The sequence below is a fragment of the Sporomusa sphaeroides DSM 2875 genome (assembly GCF_001941975.2).
Classification (GTDB): Bacteria; Bacillota; Negativicutes; order Sporomusales; family Sporomusaceae; genus Sporomusa; species Sporomusa sphaeroides.
In genome coordinates, this window is sequence record NZ_CP146991.1 from 1,353,258 (window position 1) to 1,376,704 (window position 23,447).

Annotated in this window: 22 protein-coding genes; 20 read left to right on the plus strand and 2 right to left on the minus strand. The window is 46.6% G+C overall.

The genetic code is table 11. From position 1 onward, the window contains the following. Positions 1 to 506: 506 nt before the first annotated feature. Positions 507 to 1,700, minus strand: a complete 1,194-nt coding sequence (locus SPSPH_RS05895) for an IS256 family transposase (RefSeq protein ID WP_075754137.1) — start codon at positions 1,698 to 1,700, stop codon at positions 507 to 509. Positions 1,701 to 1,803: 103 nt separating this feature from the next. Here SPSPH_RS05895 and SPSPH_RS05900 point away from each other — a divergent pair, with 103 nt between their 5' ends. The 18 genes from SPSPH_RS05900 (at position 1,804) to rimI (ending at position 20,076) form a co-directional block, all read left to right on the plus strand. Continuing rightward, positions 1,804 to 2,823, plus strand: a complete 1,020-nt coding sequence (locus tag SPSPH_RS05900; RefSeq protein WP_198930894.1) for a hypothetical protein — start codon at positions 1,804 to 1,806, stop codon at positions 2,821 to 2,823. A gap of 1,027 nt (positions 2,824 to 3,850) precedes the next feature. Continuing rightward, positions 3,851 to 5,938 (plus strand): thioredoxin domain-containing protein, encoded by a 2,088-nt coding sequence (locus SPSPH_RS05905; protein WP_075754139.1) that lies wholly within the window; start codon positions 3,851 to 3,853, stop codon positions 5,936 to 5,938. 112 nt (positions 5,939 to 6,050) lie between these two features. Then, positions 6,051 to 6,542, plus strand: a complete 492-nt coding sequence (locus SPSPH_RS05910) for a ferritin (protein ID WP_075754141.1) — start codon at positions 6,051 to 6,053, stop codon at positions 6,540 to 6,542. Positions 6,543 to 6,634: 92 nt separating this feature from the next. Then, positions 6,635 to 8,017, plus strand: a complete 1,383-nt coding sequence (locus SPSPH_RS05915; protein WP_075754143.1) for an FAD-dependent oxidoreductase — start codon at positions 6,635 to 6,637, stop codon at positions 8,015 to 8,017. 46 nt (positions 8,018 to 8,063) lie between these two features. Then, complete coding sequence (gene splB / locus SPSPH_RS05920) at positions 8,064 to 9,089, plus strand: spore photoproduct lyase (protein WP_075754145.1); 1,026 nt, start codon at positions 8,064 to 8,066, stop codon at positions 9,087 to 9,089. Positions 9,090 to 9,243: 154 nt separating this feature from the next. After that, positions 9,244 to 10,029: a flagellar motor stator protein MotA gene (motA, locus tag SPSPH_RS05925; protein ID WP_075754147.1), complete on the plus strand. Its 786-nt coding sequence runs from the start codon at positions 9,244 to 9,246 to the stop codon at positions 10,027 to 10,029. Continuing rightward, complete coding sequence (locus SPSPH_RS05930; RefSeq protein WP_075754150.1) at positions 10,029 to 10,802, plus strand: flagellar motor protein MotB; 774 nt, start codon at positions 10,029 to 10,031, stop codon at positions 10,800 to 10,802. The genes motA and SPSPH_RS05930 overlap by 1 nt, the downstream gene beginning before the upstream one ends. 227 nt (positions 10,803 to 11,029) lie before the next feature. Further along, entirely contained in the window at positions 11,030 to 11,407 is a 378-nt protein-coding gene (acpS, locus tag SPSPH_RS05935; protein WP_075754152.1) for a holo-ACP synthase, read from the plus strand. A gap of 3 nt (positions 11,408 to 11,410) precedes the next feature. Beyond that, positions 11,411 to 12,961, plus strand: coding sequence for an NAD(P)H-hydrate dehydratase (locus SPSPH_RS05940; RefSeq protein ID WP_075755986.1), 1,551 nt, complete (start codon positions 11,411 to 11,413; stop codon positions 12,959 to 12,961). Positions 12,962 to 13,048: 87 nt separating this feature from the next. After that, positions 13,049 to 13,324, plus strand: a complete 276-nt coding sequence (locus tag SPSPH_RS05945) for a CopG family ribbon-helix-helix protein (protein ID WP_181382953.1) — start codon at positions 13,049 to 13,051, stop codon at positions 13,322 to 13,324. Positions 13,325 to 13,326: 2 nt separating this feature from the next. Further along, on the plus strand, positions 13,327 to 13,677 hold the full coding sequence (locus SPSPH_RS05950; RefSeq protein ID WP_075754156.1) for a type II toxin-antitoxin system PemK/MazF family toxin: 351 nt from the start codon (positions 13,327 to 13,329) through the stop codon (positions 13,675 to 13,677). A gap of 130 nt (positions 13,678 to 13,807) precedes the next feature. Then, a complete protein-coding gene (locus tag SPSPH_RS05955; RefSeq protein ID WP_109298247.1) occupies positions 13,808 to 14,716 on the plus strand; it encodes a ComEC/Rec2 family competence protein in 909 nt (302 codons plus the stop codon). Between the two features lie 6 nt (positions 14,717 to 14,722). Next, entirely contained in the window at positions 14,723 to 14,956 is a 234-nt protein-coding gene (locus SPSPH_RS05960; protein WP_075754158.1) for a DUF3006 domain-containing protein, read from the plus strand. A 126-nt stretch (positions 14,957 to 15,082) separates the two neighbouring features. Further along, positions 15,083 to 16,642, plus strand: coding sequence for an N-acetylmuramoyl-L-alanine amidase family protein (locus tag SPSPH_RS05965; protein ID WP_233138687.1), 1,560 nt, complete (start codon positions 15,083 to 15,085; stop codon positions 16,640 to 16,642). A 13-nt stretch (positions 16,643 to 16,655) separates the two neighbouring features. Next, on the plus strand, positions 16,656 to 17,234 hold the full coding sequence (locus SPSPH_RS05970; protein WP_075754160.1) for a GerMN domain-containing protein: 579 nt from the start codon (positions 16,656 to 16,658) through the stop codon (positions 17,232 to 17,234). Positions 17,235 to 17,448: 214 nt separating this feature from the next. Beyond that, the gene (gene thiL / locus SPSPH_RS05975; protein ID WP_075754162.1) at positions 17,449 to 18,933 is read left to right on the plus strand and encodes a thiamine-phosphate kinase; all 1,485 of its coding nucleotides are present in this window, start codon (positions 17,449 to 17,451) and stop codon (positions 18,931 to 18,933) included. Positions 18,934 to 18,935: 2 nt separating this feature from the next. After that, positions 18,936 to 19,634 carry a tRNA (adenosine(37)-N6)-threonylcarbamoyltransferase complex dimerization subunit type 1 TsaB gene (tsaB, locus tag SPSPH_RS05980; RefSeq protein ID WP_075754164.1) on the plus strand — a complete coding sequence of 233 codons (699 nt, stop codon included), beginning with the start codon at positions 18,936 to 18,938 and terminating at the stop codon, positions 19,632 to 19,634. Beyond that, positions 19,627 to 20,076, plus strand: coding sequence for a ribosomal protein S18-alanine N-acetyltransferase (gene rimI / locus SPSPH_RS05985; protein ID WP_109298246.1), 450 nt, complete (start codon positions 19,627 to 19,629; stop codon positions 20,074 to 20,076). Before tsaB ends, rimI begins: the two co-directional genes overlap by 8 nt. A gap of 115 nt (positions 20,077 to 20,191) precedes the next feature. On the opposite strand, the gene SPSPH_RS05990 is transcribed toward rimI, so the two are convergent. Then, on the minus strand, positions 20,192 to 20,392 hold the full coding sequence (locus SPSPH_RS05990; protein WP_075754166.1) for an alpha/beta-type small acid-soluble spore protein: 201 nt from the start codon (positions 20,390 to 20,392) through the stop codon (positions 20,192 to 20,194). A 126-nt stretch (positions 20,393 to 20,518) separates the two neighbouring features. Here SPSPH_RS05990 and tsaD point away from each other — a divergent pair, with 126 nt between their 5' ends. Both tsaD and SPSPH_RS06000 read left to right on the plus strand, forming a co-directional pair. Beyond that, positions 20,519 to 21,547: a tRNA (adenosine(37)-N6)-threonylcarbamoyltransferase complex transferase subunit TsaD gene (gene tsaD / locus SPSPH_RS05995; RefSeq protein WP_075754168.1), complete on the plus strand. Its 1,029-nt coding sequence runs from the start codon at positions 20,519 to 20,521 to the stop codon at positions 21,545 to 21,547. 453 nt (positions 21,548 to 22,000) lie between these two features. Continuing rightward, positions 22,001 to 23,446, plus strand: coding sequence for a sensor histidine kinase (locus SPSPH_RS06000; RefSeq protein WP_075754170.1), 1,446 nt, complete (start codon positions 22,001 to 22,003; stop codon positions 23,444 to 23,446). Position 23,447 lies beyond the last annotated feature (1 nt).

A 23,447-nucleotide genomic window follows, 5' to 3' on the forward strand; every position in this document is an offset into this window, starting at 1 on the left:
TTTCGTTGTTATCCACTCAACGAAGAACCGTATCACTAGTAATGGCGAAAAAAGGGCTCAACCTTTATATGATAAGGGTTGAGTCCTTTGAAACAGGTCTCTACTAGGTCATATTTTAACCTTTTCAGCAATATATTTTGAACTTGTAAACATTTTTGCCTGATTCTGACAAGAAAAATTACTGCAAATGGCATTTAGACATGCGAGATAAATCTAAGAACATATGTGCGAAGTGGGAAAAGATCAAATTTATTACGGAGCAATGAGGACAGACCTCATTGCTACTTCCAGCACTGTTTGGACCGATAGAGAACTGTACCATTGGTAATGGCGAAAACGTTGAACTCCTGTCAAAGTTATGATAATTTGACAGGAGTTCTTATAGTTTTAAGGAATAAAAAATATATAGGGGATTACGGAGTGTAAACGTTATCAAAGTACTGGGAGGTATTAAGGTACCGTCAAGATAGTTTCGCAAATTAGTTTGCAATCCGTATTAAGTAAAATCAGTCAGCACTAAAATCCGACTCAAGGCCGGTAGTTTCTAAGTGTTTCATATTCATATACTTTTTGCTGCCCCACTGGGTTCCGGCAACGTGACGAAGACGGGCACAAACCAACATGAGAGCCGATTGGCCATCGGGGAAGGTGCCAACTACCCGCGTCCGACGCCTAATTTCCCGATTTAGTCGTTCAATTACATTGTTGGTGCGGATCCTCGTCCAATGCTCAAAGGGAAACTCTGTATAAGAGAGGGTTTCATCAATGCTGTTTTCTATTTTAGCGGCAGCTTCCTTAAGCTTCATTTCTAGTAAAGTTTTAGCTACCTGTTTAGCCTTTTCTTGGGCGGACTGCTTACTTTCCTGAGCATGAATGGCTTTTAGCATTTTGGCGACTACTTTCACTTTGGAACGTGGAACAACGGAGAATACATTCCGGTAAAAATGAACGGTGCAACGTTGGTATTTTGCTTCAGGGAATACTTCGTTCACAGCTTCCAACATACCAAGGCATTTGTCCCCAATAACAAGTTTAACACCATGTAAGCCACGGCCTTTCAGCCATTTGAAGAACTCTGTCCAACTCGCTTTGTCTTCTTTCATGCCTTCGGCGGCACCGATGACTTCACGATAGCCATCTTCATTGACTGCAATAGCTACAAGTATGCTTACATTCTCATATTCGCCGCCCCAATTGCGCCTCAGATAAATGCCATCTACATAAACGTAGGGATATTTCCCGCTTTGCAACGGGCGGCTCCGCCATTGTTCGATATGGACATACGCTTTCTTATTTAACTCACTGATGGTGGATGGGGATACTTTGGTGCCCCATAGCGCCTCGGTAATATCCTCAACTCTACGAACAGAAACTCCGGCCAGATACATTTCAATAAGGGCTTCTTCGACAGAGCTTTCCCTACGCCGATACCGTTCAATGATAGCCGTTTCAAAAGGAATGCCTTTGAGTTTCGGGACTTTAAGGGTTACATTCCCGGAGGTGGTTGTTAGATTCCTATCGTAGTGACCTGAGCGATACCCTTGTCGTGATTCGGTTCGCTCGTATTTGGCCGCTTGGGTCAGATCTCTAGCCTCCTGATCCAAAAGATTATTTAGTGTTTCCTCCACGCTGCTGCGTACTAGTTCTTTTAATTCTCCCTTGATGATTTCCTCGTTCAACTGTATAATTTCCTTGGACATGTTTGCAGTCTCCTTTCGGTAAATGGTGTTGTGGTGACTTCATTTTACCTTTTGGACTGCAAACTTGTCCTCTTTTTTCTCTTAATTCAATTTGCGAAACTTATTGTACATTATCGGTATTAATTTGCAAGCGATATGTTATAGAAATACAAAAACTACAATACCTGGCTGGGTAGATAATATTCATAAAGAACAGCCCAGAGGCTATGCGTATGAAACAGATACACATTTTGTGCATTTTTATGGTCGAGATAATAGATTTTATGTTATTTCCCCTGGACTTACTGTTTTAGAAAAGAAGCATGGATCTTTAGAAGATTGGGTAAAACGAGTATTTGAGGCGAATCATATTGCACCTATGATAATGGACGTTGGACATACAAAAGATGGGGTATGGCGGCCAGGTTTATACTTTCAGGAAGAACTAATTCAAGGACTAGATATTACACGAATTCAGCAACGTTCAGCCGAACAAGCTCTAAGGGTTCTGGTGGAAAAGCTTGATGAGATTTTATTGTATATTGAGCCTGATAAGGCTGGTCTTGATTCATATAGTCACAAAACACGTGAACTATTAATTCTTTCTTGTACTGAATTAGAAAACCAATGGAAGTCTTTTATAAGTAAGGCAGGTGTAGGGCCAATTAATGGGAGAATGTTTACTACACAAGATTACGTTAAATTACTAAAGCCTTTATGTCTAAAAGAATTTCAGGTTAAGCTTAGAAATTATGATAGTGTACCAATTCTTCAACCATTTAATGATTGGGATATCGCTTCACCTACTCAGTCATTATTTTGGTATGATGCTTACAATAAAACAAAACATGATAGAGATAAGCATTTTAATTCATCAAAATTAATTAATGTAATGCTATCCGTTGCGGCAAACTTGGTTCTCTTTTGCATACAATTTGGCCCATTTCACCTTTTAAATGAAACAAAAACCCTATCAACAATAGTGAATCAAACGTTTGAAATAGAAATGGTAAACTGCGATGTGAATAGATTTTATATACCTTTGGTTTTATTGCCTAATAATACAAGAGCGGATTTATTATGTTATGATTCCTTTAGAGAAGGGCATATTCAAAGATGGGAAGTTGATCCATTAGTCATATAAACCAAAAGTAAAGTACAAATATTAAAGTACAAATATTTATGAAGGGAAAAACACGGGGATAGGGAGTGTTTTACGTTTTCCAGACCCGTGTTAAAAACAATATCTCTGTCCTCATTTTTTTCATTTTTTCGTATCAGTCCCCGTGTAGATTGTCATTAACTTTGTCTTCTCGACACCATCTATAGCTAAAGTTAATGATGAAGGTAAATCCTAAAATGTTGTTAACGTATATTCGTCTAGCTTCAATTTCCATTGTTATGTTTTCTCATTTAGATAGTAGTGATTTGTGCGGTAATTTTAATTGCGAAGATAGAGGTGTAGGGGAAAAATGAGAATCGAAAGAAGTGTAACTGGGGATTAAGGGGGAGCACTATACTGCTTTAGTATTAGGCGGAAGCATTTGTTAATGCATATCAAAAGGATAGAGGACTTGATTTTTATTGTGAACTAAGAAGTGATTATCTTTCCTTGTCTGGGAATCATAAGCGGTAATTATTTTCAACAGCATGATGGTTGTGCTTATTGGTTGAGCACCTGCTATTCTTATTTAAGCGTTTCTATCGTCGGGCTTCATCGACTTTATTGAATTTAGCACAGTAGAATAATCCATATTAGAACACAGAAAATCGTCAGCCTTCATATACAGAAACAAAGACCACGGTTGCTTTACTGATTGGCTTCTTTTTAGGTCTAGGTGAAAAAATATTAGCTGCAAAAGTGTCTGAGCAAGCAAATGAATATTTAAAATGTGAAATTCAAATTTCTTCTGACGACCTACTGTACTAGTGGGCAGTGTTGAATAAAGTTTAGAACTAGGATATAGAACAAAAATATAATCTTTGGGATTAAACCGGCATTGTATTGTGCTGGTTTTCTATTTTTTTCTACATTTCAATCTTGACTTACCACAAAATACTAATTATAATAAGAATAACATCTAACAAATAATTAATATCGATTATATAGCGTATGTAAACCCACCTACAAGCAAATCCTAAACAATACCCATAAAAACGAGGTGAAGCCAATGTCTGAAAAGCACATTAACCACCTAGTCAACGAAAAGAGTCCATACTTACTGCAGCACGCACACAACCCCATAGACTGGTATCCCTGGGGTGAAGAAGCGTTTGCCAAGGCTAAGGAAGAAGACAAGCCGATATTTTTTAGTTGCGGCTATAGTACGTGCCACTGGTGCCATGTCATGGAACGGGAATCTTTCGAAAACCAAGACGTTGCGGCGTTGTTAAATAACTATTTTGTTGCCGTCAAGGTTGACCGGGAAGAGCGGCCGGATGTTGACCATATTTATATGGCGGTGTGCCAGGCTGTGACCGGGCAGGGTGGCTGGCCGCTGACTATTGTGATGACACCTGATAAGAAGCCGTTTTTTGCCGGGACGTACTTGCCTAAGCATGCCAAATGGGGCAGGCCTGGGATTATGGAAGTCTTGTCAATGCTGAAGGAACAGTGGGATCAAAACCGGGATAAGATTGAGGAAATTGGCGAAAAGCTGGCGCAATCCCTGAAACAGCCCGCGCTTAAGCCGGAGGCGGGGCAATTATCCCAAGCAACCCTGGAGCGTGCCTTTTCCCAACTGTTAAATGACTTTGACCCCAACCATGGCGGATTTGGGACTGCGCCTAAGTTTCCCACACCACACAACTTATTGTTCCTGATGCGCTATTGGCGGCGAACAGGCGATAAGAAGGCCATTGCCATGGTAATCAAGACTCTGGATGCGATGAGTCGCGGGGGGATTTATGATCATCTGGGCTATGGTTTTGCCCGCTACTCAACAGATGCCAAATGGCTGGCACCGCATTTTGAGAAAATGCTGTATGATAATGCCCTTTTATGTTACGCCTATGTTGAAGCTTATCAATGCACAGACGATCCGGATTTTGCCCGTATTGCCGGGGAAATAATTTCCTATGTGCTGCGGGATATGACGAGTCCGGGTGGCGCGTTTTATTCTGCTGAAGATGCTGATTCAGAAGGGGTAGAAGGCAAGTTTTACATATGGTCGCGGCAGGAACTGCTGGAACTCTTGGGGCCGGAGCTTGGGGAATTGTTTGCCGATGTATATAATGTCACGCCGGAGGGCAATTTTGAGGCCGGCGACAATATTTTGAATCTGATTTCCCGTGACTTGTATGACTATGCCGCCCAGCATGATCTTGATATCCATGAGCTTGAGGAAAAAATGGCTGAGGCCAGGCAGCTCCTCTATCAGGCGCGTGAGCAACGGATACCTCCGTTTAAGGATGATAAGATTCTGACAGCCTGGAATGGACTGATGATTGCCGCTTTGGCTAAGGCAGCCAGAGTGTTGCAGCGGGAAGAGTATGCTGAAGCTGCTGAACGGGCGGTAGAATTTGTTTTTACCAAACTTACTGCCGAGGACGGTAAGCGGCTGTTGGCCCGCTACCGGGATGGCCATGCGGCGTATCTGGGCTATGTCGATGATTATGCCTTCCTGCTCTGGGGTTTGCTGGAGGTCTATGAAACCACCTTTAATCCGAAATATTTGCGCCAGGCATTGGAGATCAGCGAAGAGCTTACACGGCTATTCTGGGACAAAGAAAATGGCGGGTTTTATTTTACCGGGAATGACGGCGAGGAATTGCTGCTGCGTCCGAAGGAGATTTATGATGGCGCTATCCCATCGGGAAATTCGGTGGCTGCCCTGGCTTTACTTAAACTGGCACGGTTAACTGAGGATAATAAGTATATTACACTGGTTGAAACTATGTTTAGCTGTTTTAGCCGCGAAGTGCAGCATTATCCCCGGGCCTATACATACTTTCTGTTAGCGCTCGATTACTACTTGTCTGTTCCCAGTCATATTGTTATCGCCGGCGAACGCGAAGACCCTGAAGTGCAGGCCATGCTGGCAGTTGCCGGGGGAAGGTTTATGCCGGAAACTACCGTTGTTTATAATGACCCGGTATATCAGACCGATAATTGGGAACTAATACCTGTAGCAGCCGGTCAGGAAGCAGTGGGTGGCCGCGCCACCGGTTATATTTGCGAAAACTTTGCCTGCCGGCGTCCTGTTCATACGCTTGCAGAATTTGAGCAGATGCTCACTAAACAAAGGGTAGGACAATAATTATATAAAAACAGTTATGTAAAAAGCTTGTTTGCTTATCTGTTAGTTGGTAAAATATATTCATACACTAACGTTTAAAGCAAAAAAAGCCAATTGAAAGGGGATCGTTAAAATGATCAGTGCAAAACTACAAAAAGCCATTAATAATCAAATCCAGGCAGAAATGTATTCGGCCAATTTATACCTGTCGATGTCTGGATACTGCATGTCCCAAAACCTAAAAGGTTTCTCAAACTGGCTAAGAGTGCAATATCAGGAAGAAACTGAACATGCACTAAAACTGCTTGATTATTTGCTGGAGCGCGGTGGCGAGGTAGAACTTCAGGCAATTGAAGCGCCGCCGACAGAATTTGGAAAACCGGTTGAAGTGTTTGAAAAAGTACTGGCACATGAAGAGCATGTTACCAGCTTGATTAATAAACTCTATGAAGTTGCTGTTGAAGAAAAAGATGTGGCTGCTCAGATTTTCCTCCAATGGTTTGTCACTGAGCAAGTTGAGGAAGAAGCTTCGGCTGGTGACATACTGGCACAACTGAGAATGATTGGTGACAAGACTGGTGGCATATTCTTCTTGGATAAAGAATTGGCGGCAAGAAAAGCCTAAACGATCACGGTCAGATGTCCAAGAACTAAGGAAGACCCCTGAATCAGGGGTCTTTTGTTTAAATTCGTACTCTGTGGGGAGGATGGAGGAACATGAGAAAGATAGTGATTATCGGCGGTGTAGCAGCAGGGCTTAAATCAGCCGCTAAAGCGCGCCGGGAAGACCCAACAGCGCAGATTACGGTATTAGAAAAGGGTACGCTCATTTCTTATGGTGCTTGTGGTATGCCCTATTATGTCGGGGGGTTGATCGCCGACGTGGATGAGGTCATGAAAACGCCGTCAGGTTCTGTGCGTAATGCCGTTTTTTTTAAGAATGGAAAAAATATTGATGTTCGTACAAGAACGATGGCTACGGCTATTAACAGAGTGGACAAAACGGTGGCAGCTAAGGCGCTTGAAACAGGAGAGGAACTGGAGTTTCCTTATGATAAACTGGTTATTGCCACCGGTGCCACTCCGCTCAGGCCGCCGCTGCCGGGTATTGAGCTCAGCGGTATTCACCAGTTCTGGCATCCGGATGATGCTGTTGCTATCCGTTCAGGTATTGATAATGGTCACATCAAGAGTGCGGTGGTTATCGGTGCCGGTCTTGTTGGTATGGAGATGGCAGAGGCGTTCAAAACCCGTGGTGTTGACGTAACGGTTATTGAGATGCAGGACAAGGTGTTCCCGGCGTTCCTGGATGATGAAATTGCGGCTTCAGTGGCCGATTTTGCGGCAGCCAACGGCATAAAGCTGGCCTTGGGAGAAAAAGTAGAACAGTTTAATGGTGACGAAAGGGTTAAAGAGGTTGTTACCAATAAGCGCGTTATTCCGACCGATGTTGTGGTACTGGCCATTGGGGTACGGCCTAATGCGGAACTTGCCAGGGCAGCGGGAATCGCCATCGGACCTACCGGTGCTATTGCTGTGAACGAGTATATGGAAACCAATGATCCGGACATTTATGCCGGCGGCGATTGTGTGGAAAGCACCAATATGGTATCAGGCAAGAAAGTGTTTGCCCCGATGGGTTCGACTGCTAATAAGCACGGACGGGTTATTGGCGAAAATATTGTTGGCAAACGTGTTTCCTTTCGTGGGGTGCTGAATACTGTTGTGGTTAAGGTGTTAGACCTCAATGTCGGCAAAACCGGGCTTATCGAAAGAGAAGTCAAAGCGCTGGGCTATCAATATGTAACCGCTGTGGTGGGCGGATATGATAAACCCCATTATATGCCGGATGCCAAGTCGCTTACCATTAAATTGATTGTTGAGACCGGCAGCCGGAAAATCTTGGGCGCGCAAGCCTATGGCGAGGGTGATGTTGCCAAACGTATTGATGTTGTGGCCGCCGCCCTGACTATGAATGCCACCATTGATGATTTGTTTGACATGGATTTAGGGTATGCGCCGCCTTACAGTCATCCTATTGATAATGTTGCCGTGGCCGCGAATGCGGTTATGAACAAACTAAGCGATAAACCGGTGTAAAATTCATAACAGTGGTTCACACTACCTTTGAGGTGATACTGCTGCTATGAAACCTTTTGTACCCAAACGTGCTTTTTTTGAACCCGAGGCATTGGAATATCCGTTGGGAAAAGAACTGTATGAAAAGCTGCAAGCCTTGGCAGTTCCGATAAAATTTACCGGATCACATAACCGGATAACCGGCATCCCGGGTAATACGGCGCAGGAGTCCTTTCGGGAAGCGAAACGCACGCTGGTAGTCGGTGTGAGAAAAAGTGTTGATTTTGCCGGTTGCAAGCCGTCGGCTCATTACCAGTTGCCGCTTAACACTAGTTGCCCGAGTATGTGTGAATACTGCTATTTGGCAACCACGCTGGGGAAAAAGCCGTATCTTAGAGTGTACGTAAATATTGAGGAAATCTTTGCCCGGGCCGAAAGCTATATGGCGGAACGTGCGCCGGAGATTACCTGGTTTGAGGGTGCGGCTACCTCTGACCCCATTCCTACTGAGTATCTGACAGGGCTTTTATCTAAAACGATTGAGTTTTTTGGCAGGCAGGAACTGGGACGGTTTCGGTTTGTTACCAAGCATGATAAAGTGGATACACTGCTGCATGCCCGGCATAACGGCCACACCCGTTTTCGTTTTAGCCTAAATGCCGAACCTATTATTGAAAAATATGAGCATGCCACGCCATCCATGTCCGCAAGGGTGGCTGCTGCGGCCAAAGTGGCGCAAGCCGGTTATCCGCTGGGTTTTATTATTGCTCCCATTTTTTATTTTCCCGGCTGGCAGGAAGAATACGCCAAACTGTTTGAGGCCTTGGACGCCCAATTGCCCGAAGATGCAAGGCATGATTTAACTTTTGAACTAATTTCCCACCGTTTTACCAAAAGAGCTAAAAATACTATTTTGGATTTATTTCCGGAGACGACTTTGCCTATGGATGAAAGTGAGCGTAAGCTTAAATACGGACAGTTTGGTTATGTTAAGTATGTCTATCATTCTGCGGTAATGGGAGAAATAAAAGCATTTATGGAAGATAAGCTTGCCGCTATTTTTCCGCAAGCTAATATTGAATATCTGGTCTAAAACGATTGTCTGGATGTTTACAATAATTTCTATGGTTCTGCCACTGTCTGGCAGGACTTTTTTTTATGTTGCGAGAATTGCTTAATTACACCTGAAAATTTTCGATATATAATATAGCGATACTTTGCTGAGATGTTATAGGGAGGGCTTTTATTTGGAGAAGTCGACAGTTATTGGTGTAGCTTTGGGAGTTGGCGCTGTTGTTATTGGGATGGCGCTTAAAGGTGCCAGTCCGGCTGCGTTGGTAAACCCGGCTGCATTTATGATTATTTTTGTTGGTACAGCTGCTGCTCTGTTCAATGCATTTCCGATGGAACAGGTCAGGAATTTCCCTGTATTAGTTAAGAAATTATTCAAACAGCAGGAGCTTATTCCGAAGTCGGAACTGCTCACTCTGTTTGTCGAGTTGTCCCAAATTGCACGGCGGGAAGGTATTTTGGCATTAGAAAGCCGGTTAGAGGATATCAAAGATCCATTTTTGAAAAATGGCATGAGCATGGTCATTGACGGCATGGATGTTGATTTTGTCCGGGATGTGCTTGATGCCGATATTGAAGCGATGGAAGAGCGTCACCGGGCTGGAGCGCTGGTTTTTGCGCAAGCCGGTATGTATGCGCCTACGCTGGGGGTATTAGGGGCGGTAATTGGTCTTATTGCCGCATTAGGCAACCTGGAAGATATCGAAGTATTAGGCCAATCCATTGCAGCGGCGTTTGTTGCTACTTTGCTGGGTATCTTTACAGGGTATGTGCTTTGGCATCCATTTTCCAATAAGCTTAAACAACTTTCAAAAGATGAGGTAGAAGTAAAGCGGATGATGGTGGAAGGTATACTATCACTCCAGGCCGGTGATTCACCGATGGCGATAGAATCCAAGCTGTTGGTGTTTATTCCGCAAAAGGTCCGGGCTTTATTAAAGCCTCGACCGGAGGATAAGTAATGGCCAGGAAAATAAAAAAAGAGCATCATGAGGAACATGCCGACGAGACATGGCTTGTTCCCTACTCCGACATTTTGACATTACTACTGGCATTGTTTATTGTATTATTCGCTTCGGCGCAGGTCGACCAGAAAAAGTTTGATCAGTTGAAGGCCAGCTTTAGTATCGCCTTTAGTGGCAGCCCGGCGCTGCTTGAAAATCCAAGGCCGACTCAGCCTGAAAGTTCGAGTCCCAATCCGCCTGTACCGCATTTGCCAACCATTATGGAAGCTCTGCAGGGCACTAATGAAAAGGCGTATATGCAGGAAACCGTCCAGTTGATTGAATTGAAAAAGACGCTGGATCAATATATTGCCGATAATGGCCTGGGCGGTGATTTGACGACAACCTTAACCGACGACGGTCTGGTTATCCGCATTCAGGATACGGCCTTATTCCCGTCAGGCAGTGCTGATTTGCGCCCTGAATCACGGCGGTTCGGCACTCATATAGCCAAGCTTTTGACGCCGCTTACGCAAAAAGTTACAGTGTCCGGTCATACCGACAATCTGCCGATAAATACCAGGGAATTTCCCTCTAACTGGGAACTTAGCTCACGGCGGGCAGTCAATTTTATGAGATTCCTCATGGCAGAGGAAACCGGACTTAGGCCTGAGCGCTTTAGCGCTACCGGTTATGGAGAATACCGGCCGGTTGCCGGTAACAATACAAGTGAAGGCCGGTCGGCTAACCGGCGGGTAGAGGTATTCATTCAGCGCAATTATCGCTTATAGACAAGGCAAAACCCATAGAGAACTTAGTAAATCAATCTTAATATATTGCCTGTTGGAAAATGAGGCTGTTGTCAGGCCTCATTTTTTATTTATAATTATGGATATAATAACCTGTATTGTGCCGGCGGTTTTAAGAAAGATGAAGTACTTGTCTTGCTTTTTGCTTGGCTTTTTTAAAATTTGGTATATAATTGAAATTGAATTGTGATTGTATGGCAGGTGTTATGATGATTATTGGTATTGGCATGGATATTGTTGAGATACCCCGGATTAAGGCGGCTATTGAGCGGGAAGCATTTGTCAGGCGGGTGTTCACTGAGGCGGAAGCAGCATATTGCCGCAGCCGGGGTGTGCAGCAGGCGGCTTCGTTTGCTGCGCGCTTTACCGCGAAAGAAGCGGTGGCTAAAGCGCTTGGCACCGGTTTTACCGGGGGAAATATTAAAGATATTGAAGTTGTGGCCGAGGCTGGCGGTAAACCAAGCATTGTTCTTCACGGCAGCTTTAACGAGCTGGCTAGTCGGCTTGGTGTCAGGAAAATACATGTTACCCTGACACATGCGCGGGAATATGCGGCAGCTCAGGCAGTGGCAGAAGGAGGCAGGTAAGTGATGAGAGTGGCAACAGCAAGTGAGATGCGGGAAATTGACAATATTGCAATTGATGAATATGGCATTCCTGGTACGGTATTAATGGAAAATGCCGGGGTGGCGGTAATCCGGCGGCTGGAGTCCATTTGGGAATCGCTCGCCGAACGGAAATTTTGTGTGTTAGCCGGCAAAGGCAATAACGGCGGTGATGGGTATGTAATTGCCAGACACCTTGCCAACCAGGGGGCCAAAGTTAAAGTATTTCTGTTAGGTGAAAAAGCAGGCATAAGCGGTGATGCCCGGATTAATCTTGACATCATTGATAAAATGGGTCTGGATATTATCGAGATTGTCAGTGAACGCGATTGGGATAAGGTGAAAGTGGCGGCTGCTTTTTCCGACTGTTTGGTGGACGCTCTTTTGGGCACCGGATTTCGCGGTGAAGTCGGCGGCGATATGGCCCATATAATTGATATCATGAATGCTGCCGGCAAGCTGGTTATTGCGGTAGATATTCCGTCCGGTGTAGAAGCCGATACCGGCCGCATTTGCGGCAAAGCCGTACAAGCCGCCTATACGGTTACCTTTGGCTTGCCAAAACCCGGCCTGTTTTTATATCCCGGGGCCGAATGTGCCGGTGAAATCACAGTAGCAGATATCGGCATACCTACAGCCGTTGTCAGCAGGCAAAATATAAAGCAGAATATCATTATGGCAGGTATGGTTCGGGCAATCCTGCCCAGGCGCAGTCCGGCCGCGCACAAAGGTACAAGCGGCCGGACGCTGGTCATAGCCGGCTCGCGTGATCTTAGCGGCGCCGCTGCCATGGCTGCCGAAGGCGCGCTTAGAGCCGGGGCAGGCTTAGTTACACTGAGCGCTCCGGCCAGCTTGCAAAATCTACTGGCGATGAAGCTTACCGAAGTAATGACCAAGCCGCTGGCTGAAACCGCAACCGGAGGGATTTGCCGGGAGGCTGTCGGTGAAATGCTGCAGCTGGCCTCAGGCAGTGATGTAGTGGCCATCGGTCCCGGACTTGGCCGGCATGAGGAAACTGCGTCAGCGGTGCGCGAGACAATTACCACAGCCCAGTGCCCGCTGGTTATTGATGCTGATGCACTATATGCGCTTGCAGGCTATACGAATCTGCTTAATGAATGTGCGGCCTTGCCGGTACTGACGCCACATCCGGGTGAGATGGCACGGTTGACCAAGCTTGACGTAGAGGCTGTTAATGCTGACCGTGTGGGAGTCGCCCGGCAGGCAGCCGGAGAATGGGGCTGCATTATCGTATTAAAAGGCGCCCGGACGGTAGTTGCTTTTCCTGATGGAGAAATATATATTAATACCACAGGCAATGCCGGTATGGCCACCGGTGGCACAGGTGATGTACTTACCGGTGTTATCGCCGGTTTGATTGCTCAGGGGATGTCCAGTCATGATGCGGCGGTGGCCGGTGTATATGTTCATGGTTTGGCTGGCGATGTTGCTGCTCAGGGCGGTATGGTCGGCATGACGGCTATGGATCTTCTTAAAGCAGTTCCGGCTGCTTTATACGGCATAACTGGCTGTTAAAGTATATAAAAAAGTTGACATTGATATATAACTAATTATATAATGATACTATCTTTAAATAGGCTCCATACTGGCGGGGGTGATGGTGTGGCAGAATTGCGGCGAATTATGATTAGCATTCCGAATGCATTGCTGCAGGAAGTGGACGGCATTATAGCTATGGACAAATTGAGCAGAAGTCAGTTTGTCAGGGAGGCCATGCGGCTTTATATAGAAGATCGTAAGCGTAAAGCAGTACGCGATATGATGAAAAAAGGGTATCAGGAAATGGCCGTTATTAACCTGACTTTAGCAGAAGAAGGCTTGCTGGCCGATGTCGATACATTTGAACTGATGCCAGGCTTGCTGGCGGAGCGTGAATAGCTATGATTGTTAAACGCGGGGACATATATTACGCTAATTTAAGTCCTGTGGTAGGTTCCGAGCAAGGCGGCCACCGGCCGGTGCTAGTCATTCAAAATGATGTCGGCAACAAATATAGTCCGACAGTTATTGTCGCAGCCATTACTTCACAAATTTCCAAGGCCAAGCTGCCTACCCACGTGGAAGTAAATGCAAAACAGTACAATCTTGAAAAAGACTCGGTTGTTCTTTTGGAACAATTGCGCACAATTGATAAACGGCGTCTGCGGGATAAAGTAACACATTTGAGCGAAGAGATAATGGGCAAAGTGGACGAAGCCATCCGGATAAGCATTGGCTTGGTTCAACTGTAGATTGGAGAGAGGATAGGCGGGTGACTGCCTATTTTTGTTTATTTAAGCGCCCGGCTGTTGCATTGTTCTTGGTCATGGATACCTCCGGCCGGCAGAGTGAATATACATATTGGTTGGGGAGGAAGATATAATGAATCGAATTGGCAAATGGTCATGGCTGGTTATAGTTGTGACTGTTTTTTCATTGGCTTTTATGGCCGGTTGCGGCGGGGTGAACATAACTGTCCGGCCTGAGGCCAGCATGGCAGCCGGCGCGGCCTCGAGTGCGCCGCTTACCGTTAAGGTGCTTGACGTGGGGCAAGGGGATGCCATTCTCATTCGCTCCAAGGAACAGGTAACGCTGATTGATACCGGTGATGTCCCGGCCAGGGATAAGCTTGTCAGTATGTTAAAGAGTCAGGGAATCGATACCATTGATAAGCTTATTATCACCCACCCGCATGCCGATCATCTTGGCGGTGCGGCAGCTTTATTCGACAATTTTACTATCAAACAGATATATGACAGCGGCCAAAAACATACATCCAATCTATATAAGCAATACCTGACCCGAATTCAAAAAAATAAAATTCCGTTTACGGTAGTTGCTGCAGGGATGACCATTGATTTGGGCAATGAAACAATTCTCAAGGTGTTGGCACCGGAAAAACCATTTTTTAAGGGCACTGATTCTGATTTAAATAATAATTCCATTGTTGTCAAGCTGATGTATCGCGACTTTTCCATGATGCTGACAGGGGACGCGGAGCAAGAAGCCGAAGCAAGGCTGCTGGCCAATGATGCCGCCGGCCTTAAAAGTACAGTACTGAAGAGCGGTCATCACGGCAGCAAGACATCTTCCTCTACGCCTTTTTTGCAGGCAGTCAGCCCTGAAGCGGCCTTGATCTCGGCAGGGCTCAACAATGAGTACCATCATCCGCACCCGTCAGTTTTAAAGAAATACAGCGGACAGAAAATAAAAGTATACCGTACTGATTTGGATGGCACACTGACTGTTATAACTGATGGCAAAACGTATACAATTACTAAGGAGCGATAAGCAGTCATGGAAATGAAAGCTGTAATTGACAGATTTGAAGGAAAAAAGGCTGTACTCTTAGTAGGGGAACAAGAAATCAGTGTAGTTTGGCCCAGGGAATTATTGCCGAAATGTGAGGAGGGCGATATTTTAGCAATACAAATGGCTGTCGACAGGGTTGCCACTGAGCAGGCCAGGGCGGAAATCGATGATTTGTTTGAACAAATTATGCAACAGAATACTGAGCCGGACAGCAAATAATTGGAATAAATTATAAAGTAATGGCATATATTTGTCTTTTTACAGTATTTATAACATAGCCTTGCAGGAATTTTGACAGGAAGCGCGAATTTTTAAAGGACACTTCGCGGTTTGGAGGTGCCTTTATTGCGAAAAATAGTGTTGTGTTTTGTGTTGGCTATGTTTATGCTGTCTTGGTCAGGCGTGCAGGCTGCGACGACTTCTGTGTCGGGGGCCAAGCCGACAGCTGATTTGCCCAGGATTGCTTCGGCGCAAACAGCTGGAGAACCAAGTGCCGGCCGTTTGGCTGAACTGAGCCAAGTCAGATGGGCAAACCACATTGATGCTGCGACCGGCATAACTACTATGCGGTTGGTTATGGATGTATCCAGCCCGGTGACAGCCAGCAGTACTGTTGTTGACGGCTCTACGCCGCGGCTGGTGCTGACCATCAAAGGGATGCTGCCGGGAAAATCGGTAACAGATCTTACCTTTGATGGCAAAGTGGCTAAAAAGGTTGCTTTTGATGCCAGCGGTCAGGATACCAAAGTAGTTATTGATTTGCCGCAGCTGCTCGAAGATACGGATTACAAGGTGAGTACCCTGCCCAGCGATGCTGAGGCCCAGCGGCCGTTTAGGGTTGTTGTCGACATTAAACAGCCAGCGCCGCCGAAAACTGCTCCTGCGGTTCCTGCCCTGAAAAAGACAGGAACGAAAAGCAATAGCCGTACTATTGAACTGAGCCAAGTCAGGTGGGCCAACCATAAGGATGCCGTGACCGGAACAAATAGTTTGCGATTAGTCATGGATGTATCCGCGCCGGTGAAGGCCAGCAGTGTAATTGTTTCGACTCCTACACCGCGGCTTGTGCTGACAGTCAAAGGGACGACACCGGGAAAAGCAGTGAAGAATCTTACTTTTGATGGGAAAATTGTTGAAAAGATTGCTTTCGATGTTAGCGGTCAGGATACCGAAGTTGTTTTTGATTTGCCGCATATGCTCGAGGATGCCGACTACAAGGTGAGCACCCTGCCCAGTGATGCTAAGGCCAAACGGCCGTTTAGGGTTGTTGTTGATATTAAGCAGCCGGAGCCTTTGCCCGATTTTTCCTTTACTCCCGGGCTGAAGAATAAACTGATTGTCCTTGACCCGGGGCACGGGGGCAGCGATCCCGGTGCTGTTGGTCCAAGTCAGTATTATGAAAAAACGGCGACTCTTGCAGTTGCTCAGAATGTAAAGCAACTGCTGGAGAAAGCGGGCGCTAAAGTTATCATGACCCGTCAGGATGACCGCGATGTATACGGTTCTAACGCTACCGATGTTGATGAGCTTAAAGCCCGCACGACAGTGGCCAATAACCGTAAGGCAGATGTATTTGTCAGTATTCACGCCAACTCCTTTACCGATCGTGCGGTAGGGGGCACGTCCACTTACTACTATCAGAAGACCCTGTATGATTCCATGCTGGCACGCTCTTTGCAAACAAGCATGATTGAAGCAGGCGGACTGCAGGACAGGCGGGCCAATCCGGCGAATTTCTATGTAATTAAGCGGACGCGCATGCCGGCAGCGCTTGTAGAGTTGGCTTTTATCTCCAATCCCCAGGAAGAAAAACTTCTACGCTCACCCGAGTTTCAGCAAAAAATGTCTCAGGGAATAGTGCGGGGCCTGGAACGGTTTTTTGAACAGGCCGCTAAGCTAAACTAAAGAGGTGGGTATTATGCGAAATAAACTTACATTATTGCTGGCTGCGCTTTTGCTGACAGTGACTTTCTTACTTGCCGGTTGTGATGGTGCAACTCCTGCTCCGGGGCAAAGTGGGACTGCTATACCGCCTAAAGCGGCTGAACAACCGTCGCCGGCAGGCACTGCTCCTAATTCAGAAAGCACTATGCAGCTTACGGTGTACCATGCTACCAAAGATGCCATGTATCTGGTGCCGGAAATCCATAAGGTGCCTGTTAACAGCCATCCTGCCAGGACTGCTATTGAGCTGCTGCTGGCGGGAACCAAAAACACCGAACTTGTTGGCGTTATGCCAGCAGGGGTTAAGCTGAAAAATGTGAAAGTCAAAGAACATATTGCCTATGTTGATTTTGATGATACATTGATTAAGAACAACAAGGGTGGTTCGGCAGGAGAAATTTTGCTGGTGGGGGCTATTGTTAATACCCTTACTGAATTCCCCGATATTCAAAAGGTGCAGATTCTGGTCGGGGGAAAAAAGGTCGAGACTATAGCCGGTCATATTGATGTCAGTGAACCGCTCAGCCGGTCAGAACAGATTATTAAAAAATAACAAACTAAGACTTCAGATAAAGCAGCAGTTCTTCCCGGTGAAGGGCTGCTGTTTTATTTCTTTATGATTAAATCCTGTGGCTATACAACTTTTTTTCTTATGGTGGTATACTAGCCTTGCAGGAAATGTCTGCATAAAAGAGAAGTTATTAGAAACATTAGTGCCCTTGCGTCATTTACAAGGTACTAGGCAGCGTTAGAAGGTGGTGGTTCCAATGGACAAACTTAACGAGCTAGGAGAATTTGGGCTGATTGATCTAATTAAACAAGATACAATTCATGACCATGGCAGTGTGGTGGTTGGTATTGGTGATGACGCTGCCGCGCTTTTACCGACACCCAGACAGCTGCTGTTGCTTACCACAGATATGCTGGTTGAATCGGTACATTTTGATTTAGCAACCACAACTCCCTGGCAGCTTGGCTATAAATCCATTGCTGTAAATATAAGTGATATCGCCGCTATGGGCGGTGTTCCCCGTCATGCAGTGGTGTCTATCGCGTTGCCGCCTGCTACCTCACCGGATTTTGTTGTCAATTTATATAAAGGCATGAAAGAAATCTGCCGTGAGTTTTCTGTTAACATTGTCGGTGGCGATACGGTTTCCAGTCCGCACGGGCTTGTGATCAATGTAATGGTGTCCGGTGAAGTCGAACCTGCCAATTTGGTGCGCCGCTCCGGTGCTCAGCCGGGGGATATTGTGGCCGTAACCGGATATCTGGGCAATTCTGCGGCAGGTTTGGCGCTGCTTGCCGCCGGTGAATGGGAAGATTATAATTTTGCCTGGCCTTTAGTGACGACTCATTTAACACCCCGGCCACAGGTCAAAGCCGGGCAGTTACTGGCCGGATTCGGTGCTACCAGTATGGATGATATCAGTGACGGATTAGCCAGTGAAGCCCACGAAATAGCCAAGGCCAGCAAGGTTGGGATAAAGCTGTATGCCGGTCAAATTCCGCTGGCCGCCGAGCTAAAAGAGGCGGCAGATAAACTGGGCAAACCGGCCCTGGATTATGCGCTGTATGGCGGTGAAGATTTTCAGCTTGTATTTACTATGGAGCCGGGACAATATGAGGCTTTCAAGCAGGCCTATCCGGATATAACTATCTTCAGGGTGGGGGAGGTTGTCGAGGACGGCCAGGGAGTGACGCTTGTTGATGAAACAGGAAAAGTACACGCGCTTGAGGCCGGAGGGTACAACCATTTCCGTCAGGAGGAGCAAAACGTTTTGTTAGATTTTAACAGCGATGGACCGGAAGAGACATATCGTTTGGGGCAAGAGGTTGCCAAAGCGCTGAAGCCGGGGGATGTGCTATGCCTGTCCGGCGAGCTTGGTGCCGGCAAGACCTTGTTAAGTCAGGGGATTGCCGCAGGTCTTAATGTGGCTGATGCTGTTTCCAGCCCGACCTTTACTGTGCTTAATGTTTATGAAGGAATGATCGGTGACAGGCAAGTCTCTGTCTATCATTTTGATCTGTACAGGCTTGAACATCCGGACGAACTTGCCGATATTGGTTTTGACCACTATGTAGAGTCCGGGGGGATTGCCATTATTGAATGGCCGGAGAAATTTGCCGAGTTTTTGCCTGCCGAGCACTTGTGGCTGACCCTAACGCCTGGTCATGATGCAAGTGAGCGGATTATTTGCCTTGCCCCGAAAGGGAAACGGTATAGAGAGCTTTGTGAGGAGTTGAAATAGATTTGCCTATTCTTGCTATCGATACAGCCACCCTTGTGTCCAGCGTGGCGATTGCCACCACAGACACGTTGGTGGCTGAACTTACTATTCAGACCCGGAAAACCCACTCGGAACGACTGATGCCGCATATTGCCAGCCTGCTTACTATGGCTGAAATGCCGCAGACCAGCCTGAAAGCAGTTGCTGTCAGTATCGGGCCAGGCTCTTTTACCGGTCTCAGGATTGGCTTGGCAACCGCCAAAGCGTTTGCCTATGCGCTCAAAATCCCCTTAATCGGTGTGCCCACTCTGGCGGCGCTGGCTTTTGCCTGCCCGGCTCCGGGGGCGCTTTTGGCCCCCATGCTGGATGCACAAAAGGGAAATGTGTATGTAGGCCTGTATGAATGGCAGGATAATACTATTGTGGAAGTGCAGCCACCGCAAGTGAAGGCTTTTGCCGAGGCGCAGACAGAAATCGCTAAGCTGGGCCGGCCTGTCTTATTGTTAGGTGAGGCGGCAGTTATGTATAGAGAGAATATTCCTAATCCCGCACCAGCGCATGTGGTAATGCCGCGTGCCGGCAGTATTGCGGTTATGGCTCAGCAGCTATATGCCCAGGGTGTACGGCATGATGTGGCGAGTCTGGAGCCGCTTTATATCAGACGTTCAGAAGCCGAAGAATTGTGGGAGCGGCGGCAGTCCCGGGGGTGCCAGAGTGGCTGAGATAAGTATCCGGCGTATGCAGACTGCGGATATTGATGCAGTGCTGGCAGTGGAGAATCAGGCCTTTGCTACGCCATGGTCACGGGCTGCCTTTGAATCAGAGCTCAATGACAATGATTTGTCTCATTACCTGGTGGTTTTGGACGGCAGCCATATTATCGGCTATGCCGGCTTCTGGCTTGTCGTTGATGAAGCGCATGTTACTAATGTTGCGATTTTGCCTGAATATCGCGGCCGTAAAATCGGTTCACTGCTTTTGGAACATATGATTCTTGCCGCCAAACTATTGGGAGCCGTCAGCATGACCCTGGAGGTCCGGCCTTCCAACACACCGGCCCGCAGGTTATATGAGGCCCGTGGCTTTGTTGAACAGGGGATTCGCCCTAATTATTATGCCGAACTGGGAGAAGATGCGCTCATCATGTGGCTGGATAAACTATGAAAAAAAGAGGCCACGGTTGAGTGTGGCCCCCAAAGGGTGATTGTGTAATTTAACATATGCCTGAGGGGGTAAAAAGGTGACAGGGCGGCTATAGCCGCCCTGTACGTTACACCATTTATTGGAGAGTAGATTCATACTGCTCGATCATTTTACGAACCATGTGACCACCTACGCGACCGCAGTCGGCAGAAGTCATAGTAGACCAACCCTGGCTACGAACCCGCTCAGAAATACCCAATTCGTTAGCTACTTCCATTTTCATGCGGTCAAGAGCGTTTTCAGCTCCCGGGTTTACAGGCTTATTCGAGCGTGCCATATGTGTGCACCTCCTTTCCCGGACTGTATGTTGTTGTCCTTGAATCTAATTTGGCTTGCTTTGAACATTAAAATACATTTTTCGCTCATGTAATAATTAGCAGACATATGATGGAGGTCTGGCCTTATGACGCAAAGTTTAACTTTGGCTTTAGAAACAAGCTGTGATGAAACATCGGCCGCGGTTGTCGCGAACGGGCGGACAATTTTAGCCAATATTATTTCTTCCCAGGTACCGACACATCAAAAATTTGGTGGCGTTGTTCCCGAAATTGCATCCCGCAAACATATCGAAAATGTTATTCCTGTTATTGAGCAAGCTTTGTCTGAAGCGGGAACGACGCTTGCCGATATCGACGCCATTGGCGTTACCTATGGGCCGGGATTAGTCGGTGCGCTGCTTGTTGGTGTAGCAACTGCCAAAACTCTGGCGTTTGCCCTTAACAAGCCGTTGATTGGCGTAAACCACCTGGAAGGCCACATTTTCGCTAATTTCCTGGCCCATAAAGAGTTACAGCCGCCTTTCGTAGCGCTGGTAGTATCAGGCGGTCATACTTCCCTTATTCACCTTAAGGATTATAATGAGCTTGTGCTGCTGGGGCAGACCCGCGATGATGCCGCCGGTGAGGCTTTTGATAAAATTGCCAGGGTAATGAATTTTCCTTATCCGGGCGGTCCGCATATTGATAATGCCGCGAAGCAAGGTAATCCCCAGGCGATTGCCTTTCCCCGTGCTTTTGCCGTGCAGGAAGGCGAAAATAAGTTTGCCTTTAGCTTTAGCGGCTTAAAATCCGCGGTGTTAAATTACTTAAACAGCGCCAAACAGCGAGAGGAAACAGTCAGTATTCCTGATGTCGCTGCCAGCTTTCAGGCGGCTGTGGTTGATGTGCTGGTCATGAAAACCATAATGGCTGCCGAGCAGGTGGGGGTTGACCAAATTGTTTTAGCCGGGGGCGTAGCGGCTAATTCATCACTGCAGACCGAAATGACGGCCCGAACAACTGAACGGGGGTTCAAGCTTTTTTATCCGCCGGCTGTACTTTGTACCGACAATGCGGCGATGATTGCCTGCAGGGCGTATTATCAGTATTTGGCCAAGGATTTTGCCGATTTACATCTTAATGCTGTTCCCTCACTCAAATTAGGCTGCAGATAATGTGGACAACAATTAAATGACAATTGTGGATAATGTGGGTAAGTTTATAACAAACCACGCCGAAACCGTATTGCAGCAACTATGGTATTGTGCATAACCTTGTGGATAATGTGGATAAGTTCGGGGATAACCCGGGTAAAGGTCGTGGATAAATATATGGCTGTAACTTTGTGGATTTATGACCAGATGACAAGGAATTATTTGTGTTTTAGTTGAATACATAAAGAATTAGCAAGTGTTAGTTTTACTTTGCTGACAGAAGGTTCAACTTTTGCCTGATAACAAGCAGCATCGGCTTTCGCTTTTGCCCGGGGCTCAGCGCAAGTCGTGTTTTCTTTACCCTAACAGAAAGTATAGCTTTCTTACAAACAGGATAAGGGCAGCACCGACTTTTGCTTTTGCCGAGGCTTGACGTAAGCCGGGTTTTCTTTATGTGGAACGGGGGAACTATCTATGGGCGTGATTGTCGGTATTTGCCAAAAAATCACAGTATTAACTCCAGGGCAGATCCAGATTCTTGATAACGCGGCAAGCGTACTGGGATTGGCTGCCGATCTTGCTCACGCTCAGGTTACACTGTATGCTCCCGGTCACAGCGAGAATTTTTTGGCTATTGTTGCCCAAGCTAAGCCTAGTACCAGTTATATTGATTTTAAAACCAACATTTTGGGCAGTACGGTGCAGGCAGGCGAAGAACCCTTGGTATGGCGGACACTTGTTTCGGGTGCTAATATCGCCGGACAGCGCGAATGGGCACTTGGTATGGATGCATTAGAAATGCAGGTTTATCCAATCAGGGATTTCGATGGCGGCCTTATTGCCGCTGCCAGCTTTGAAACCAATGCCCAGGAGGCTGGTGCCGACGGACACAGTATGCTGGTGGAAACAGCCTATATGCTTCTGACTATGGCTGCCATCGGTGGACCGCTGGACCGTAGGCTGTACCGGCCACTGAGTACGCGTGACGGTATTGTGGTGATTGATGAACGAGGTTGCATTACTTTTGCCAATTCGGCAGCCGATGCCATTTATAAAGTGCTTGGCATTAACCGGATCATTGGCCGTCGGGTGTCTGACCGTCAAGTGAACATGAAGCTGGTGCAGCAGGCGCTGGCCACCGGGCAGCCGCTCGAAAAAGAGACGGAAGCCGGCCACATGATCTTAGTACAGCGGGCTATTCCGATTTTTGTCGGCGGCCAGGTAGTACGCACCGTGTTTATTATTGCCGATGTAACCGATATCAGAAAGAAGGAAAAGGAACTACTGGTAAAATCGGCAGTCATCCAGGAAATACACCACCGCGTTAAGAACAATCTACAGACCATTGCCAGTCTGCTCAGACTGCAGGCCAGGCGTACCAAGACACCGGAAGTTAAAGCAGCACTTAGAGAAAGTGTAAACCGGATTCTGAGCATATCGGTTGTTCATGAATTTTTATCTCAGCAAGACAGGGAATACATTGATGTGGCTGAAGTTACCAAAAATATTTTGGATTTGGTTATACAAAATATGCTTGAGCCTAACTTTAATATCGAAACAGTACTTAACGGCCAAACCGTTATCTTGCCTTCTGAACAGGCCAGCAGCCTGGCACTGGTCATTAATGAGCTTATTCAAAATTCCATTGAACACGGTTTTGTCGGACGCAAAGAGGGACTTATCGGGGTGGATATTACGACAACACCCGAAAGTTATCAGATAGATATCTATGATGACGGTATTGGCCTCCCTAAGGATTTTACCCTGCAAAATACCAACAGCTTGGGTTTGCAGATTGTCAGAACCCTGATTGAAAATGACCTTGGGGGGAAATTCCGCCTGTTTTCCCGTGCCGGAACCCATGCTTTTATTACTATTCCCCGGCTGATGGAAGGCGTTAAAGAGGCGAAGGAGGAATAAT

What these genes read in the sequence shown, in the direction of transcription:
- SPSPH_RS05895 (WP_075754137.1), bottom strand. Translation starts at nt 1,700, where the DNA reads ATGTCCAAGGAAATTATACAGTTGAACGAGGAAATCATCAAGGGAGAA.
- SPSPH_RS05970 (WP_075754160.1), top strand. Translation starts at nt 16,656, where the DNA reads ATGCGAAATAAACTTACATTATTGCTGGCTGCGCTTTTGCTGACAGTG.
- SPSPH_RS05915 (WP_075754143.1), top strand. Translation starts at nt 6,635, where the DNA reads ATGAGAAAGATAGTGATTATCGGCGGTGTAGCAGCAGGGCTTAAATCA.
- SPSPH_RS05990 (WP_075754166.1), bottom strand. Translation starts at nt 20,392, where the DNA reads ATGGCACGCTCGAATAAGCCTGTAAACCCGGGAGCTGAAAACGCTCTT.
- acpS (WP_075754152.1), top strand. Translation starts at nt 11,030, where the DNA reads ATGATTATTGGTATTGGCATGGATATTGTTGAGATACCCCGGATTAAG.
- SPSPH_RS05955 (WP_109298247.1), top strand. Translation starts at nt 13,808, where the DNA reads ATGAATCGAATTGGCAAATGGTCATGGCTGGTTATAGTTGTGACTGTT.
- SPSPH_RS05910 (WP_075754141.1), top strand. Translation starts at nt 6,051, where the DNA reads ATGATCAGTGCAAAACTACAAAAAGCCATTAATAATCAAATCCAGGCA.
- splB (WP_075754145.1), top strand. Translation starts at nt 8,064, where the DNA reads ATGAAACCTTTTGTACCCAAACGTGCTTTTTTTGAACCCGAGGCATTG.
- thiL (WP_075754162.1), top strand. Translation starts at nt 17,449, where the DNA reads ATGGACAAACTTAACGAGCTAGGAGAATTTGGGCTGATTGATCTAATT.
- SPSPH_RS05930 (WP_075754150.1), top strand. Translation starts at nt 10,029, where the DNA reads ATGGCCAGGAAAATAAAAAAAGAGCATCATGAGGAACATGCCGACGAG.
- tsaD (WP_075754168.1), top strand. Translation starts at nt 20,519, where the DNA reads ATGACGCAAAGTTTAACTTTGGCTTTAGAAACAAGCTGTGATGAAACA.
- SPSPH_RS05905 (WP_075754139.1), top strand. Translation starts at nt 3,851, where the DNA reads ATGTCTGAAAAGCACATTAACCACCTAGTCAACGAAAAGAGTCCATAC.
- SPSPH_RS05940 (WP_075755986.1), top strand. Translation starts at nt 11,411, where the DNA reads ATGAGAGTGGCAACAGCAAGTGAGATGCGGGAAATTGACAATATTGCA.
- SPSPH_RS06000 (WP_075754170.1), top strand. Translation starts at nt 22,001, where the DNA reads ATGGGCGTGATTGTCGGTATTTGCCAAAAAATCACAGTATTAACTCCA.
- SPSPH_RS05950 (WP_075754156.1), top strand. Translation starts at nt 13,327, where the DNA reads ATGATTGTTAAACGCGGGGACATATATTACGCTAATTTAAGTCCTGTG.
- SPSPH_RS05960 (WP_075754158.1), top strand. Translation starts at nt 14,723, where the DNA reads ATGGAAATGAAAGCTGTAATTGACAGATTTGAAGGAAAAAAGGCTGTA.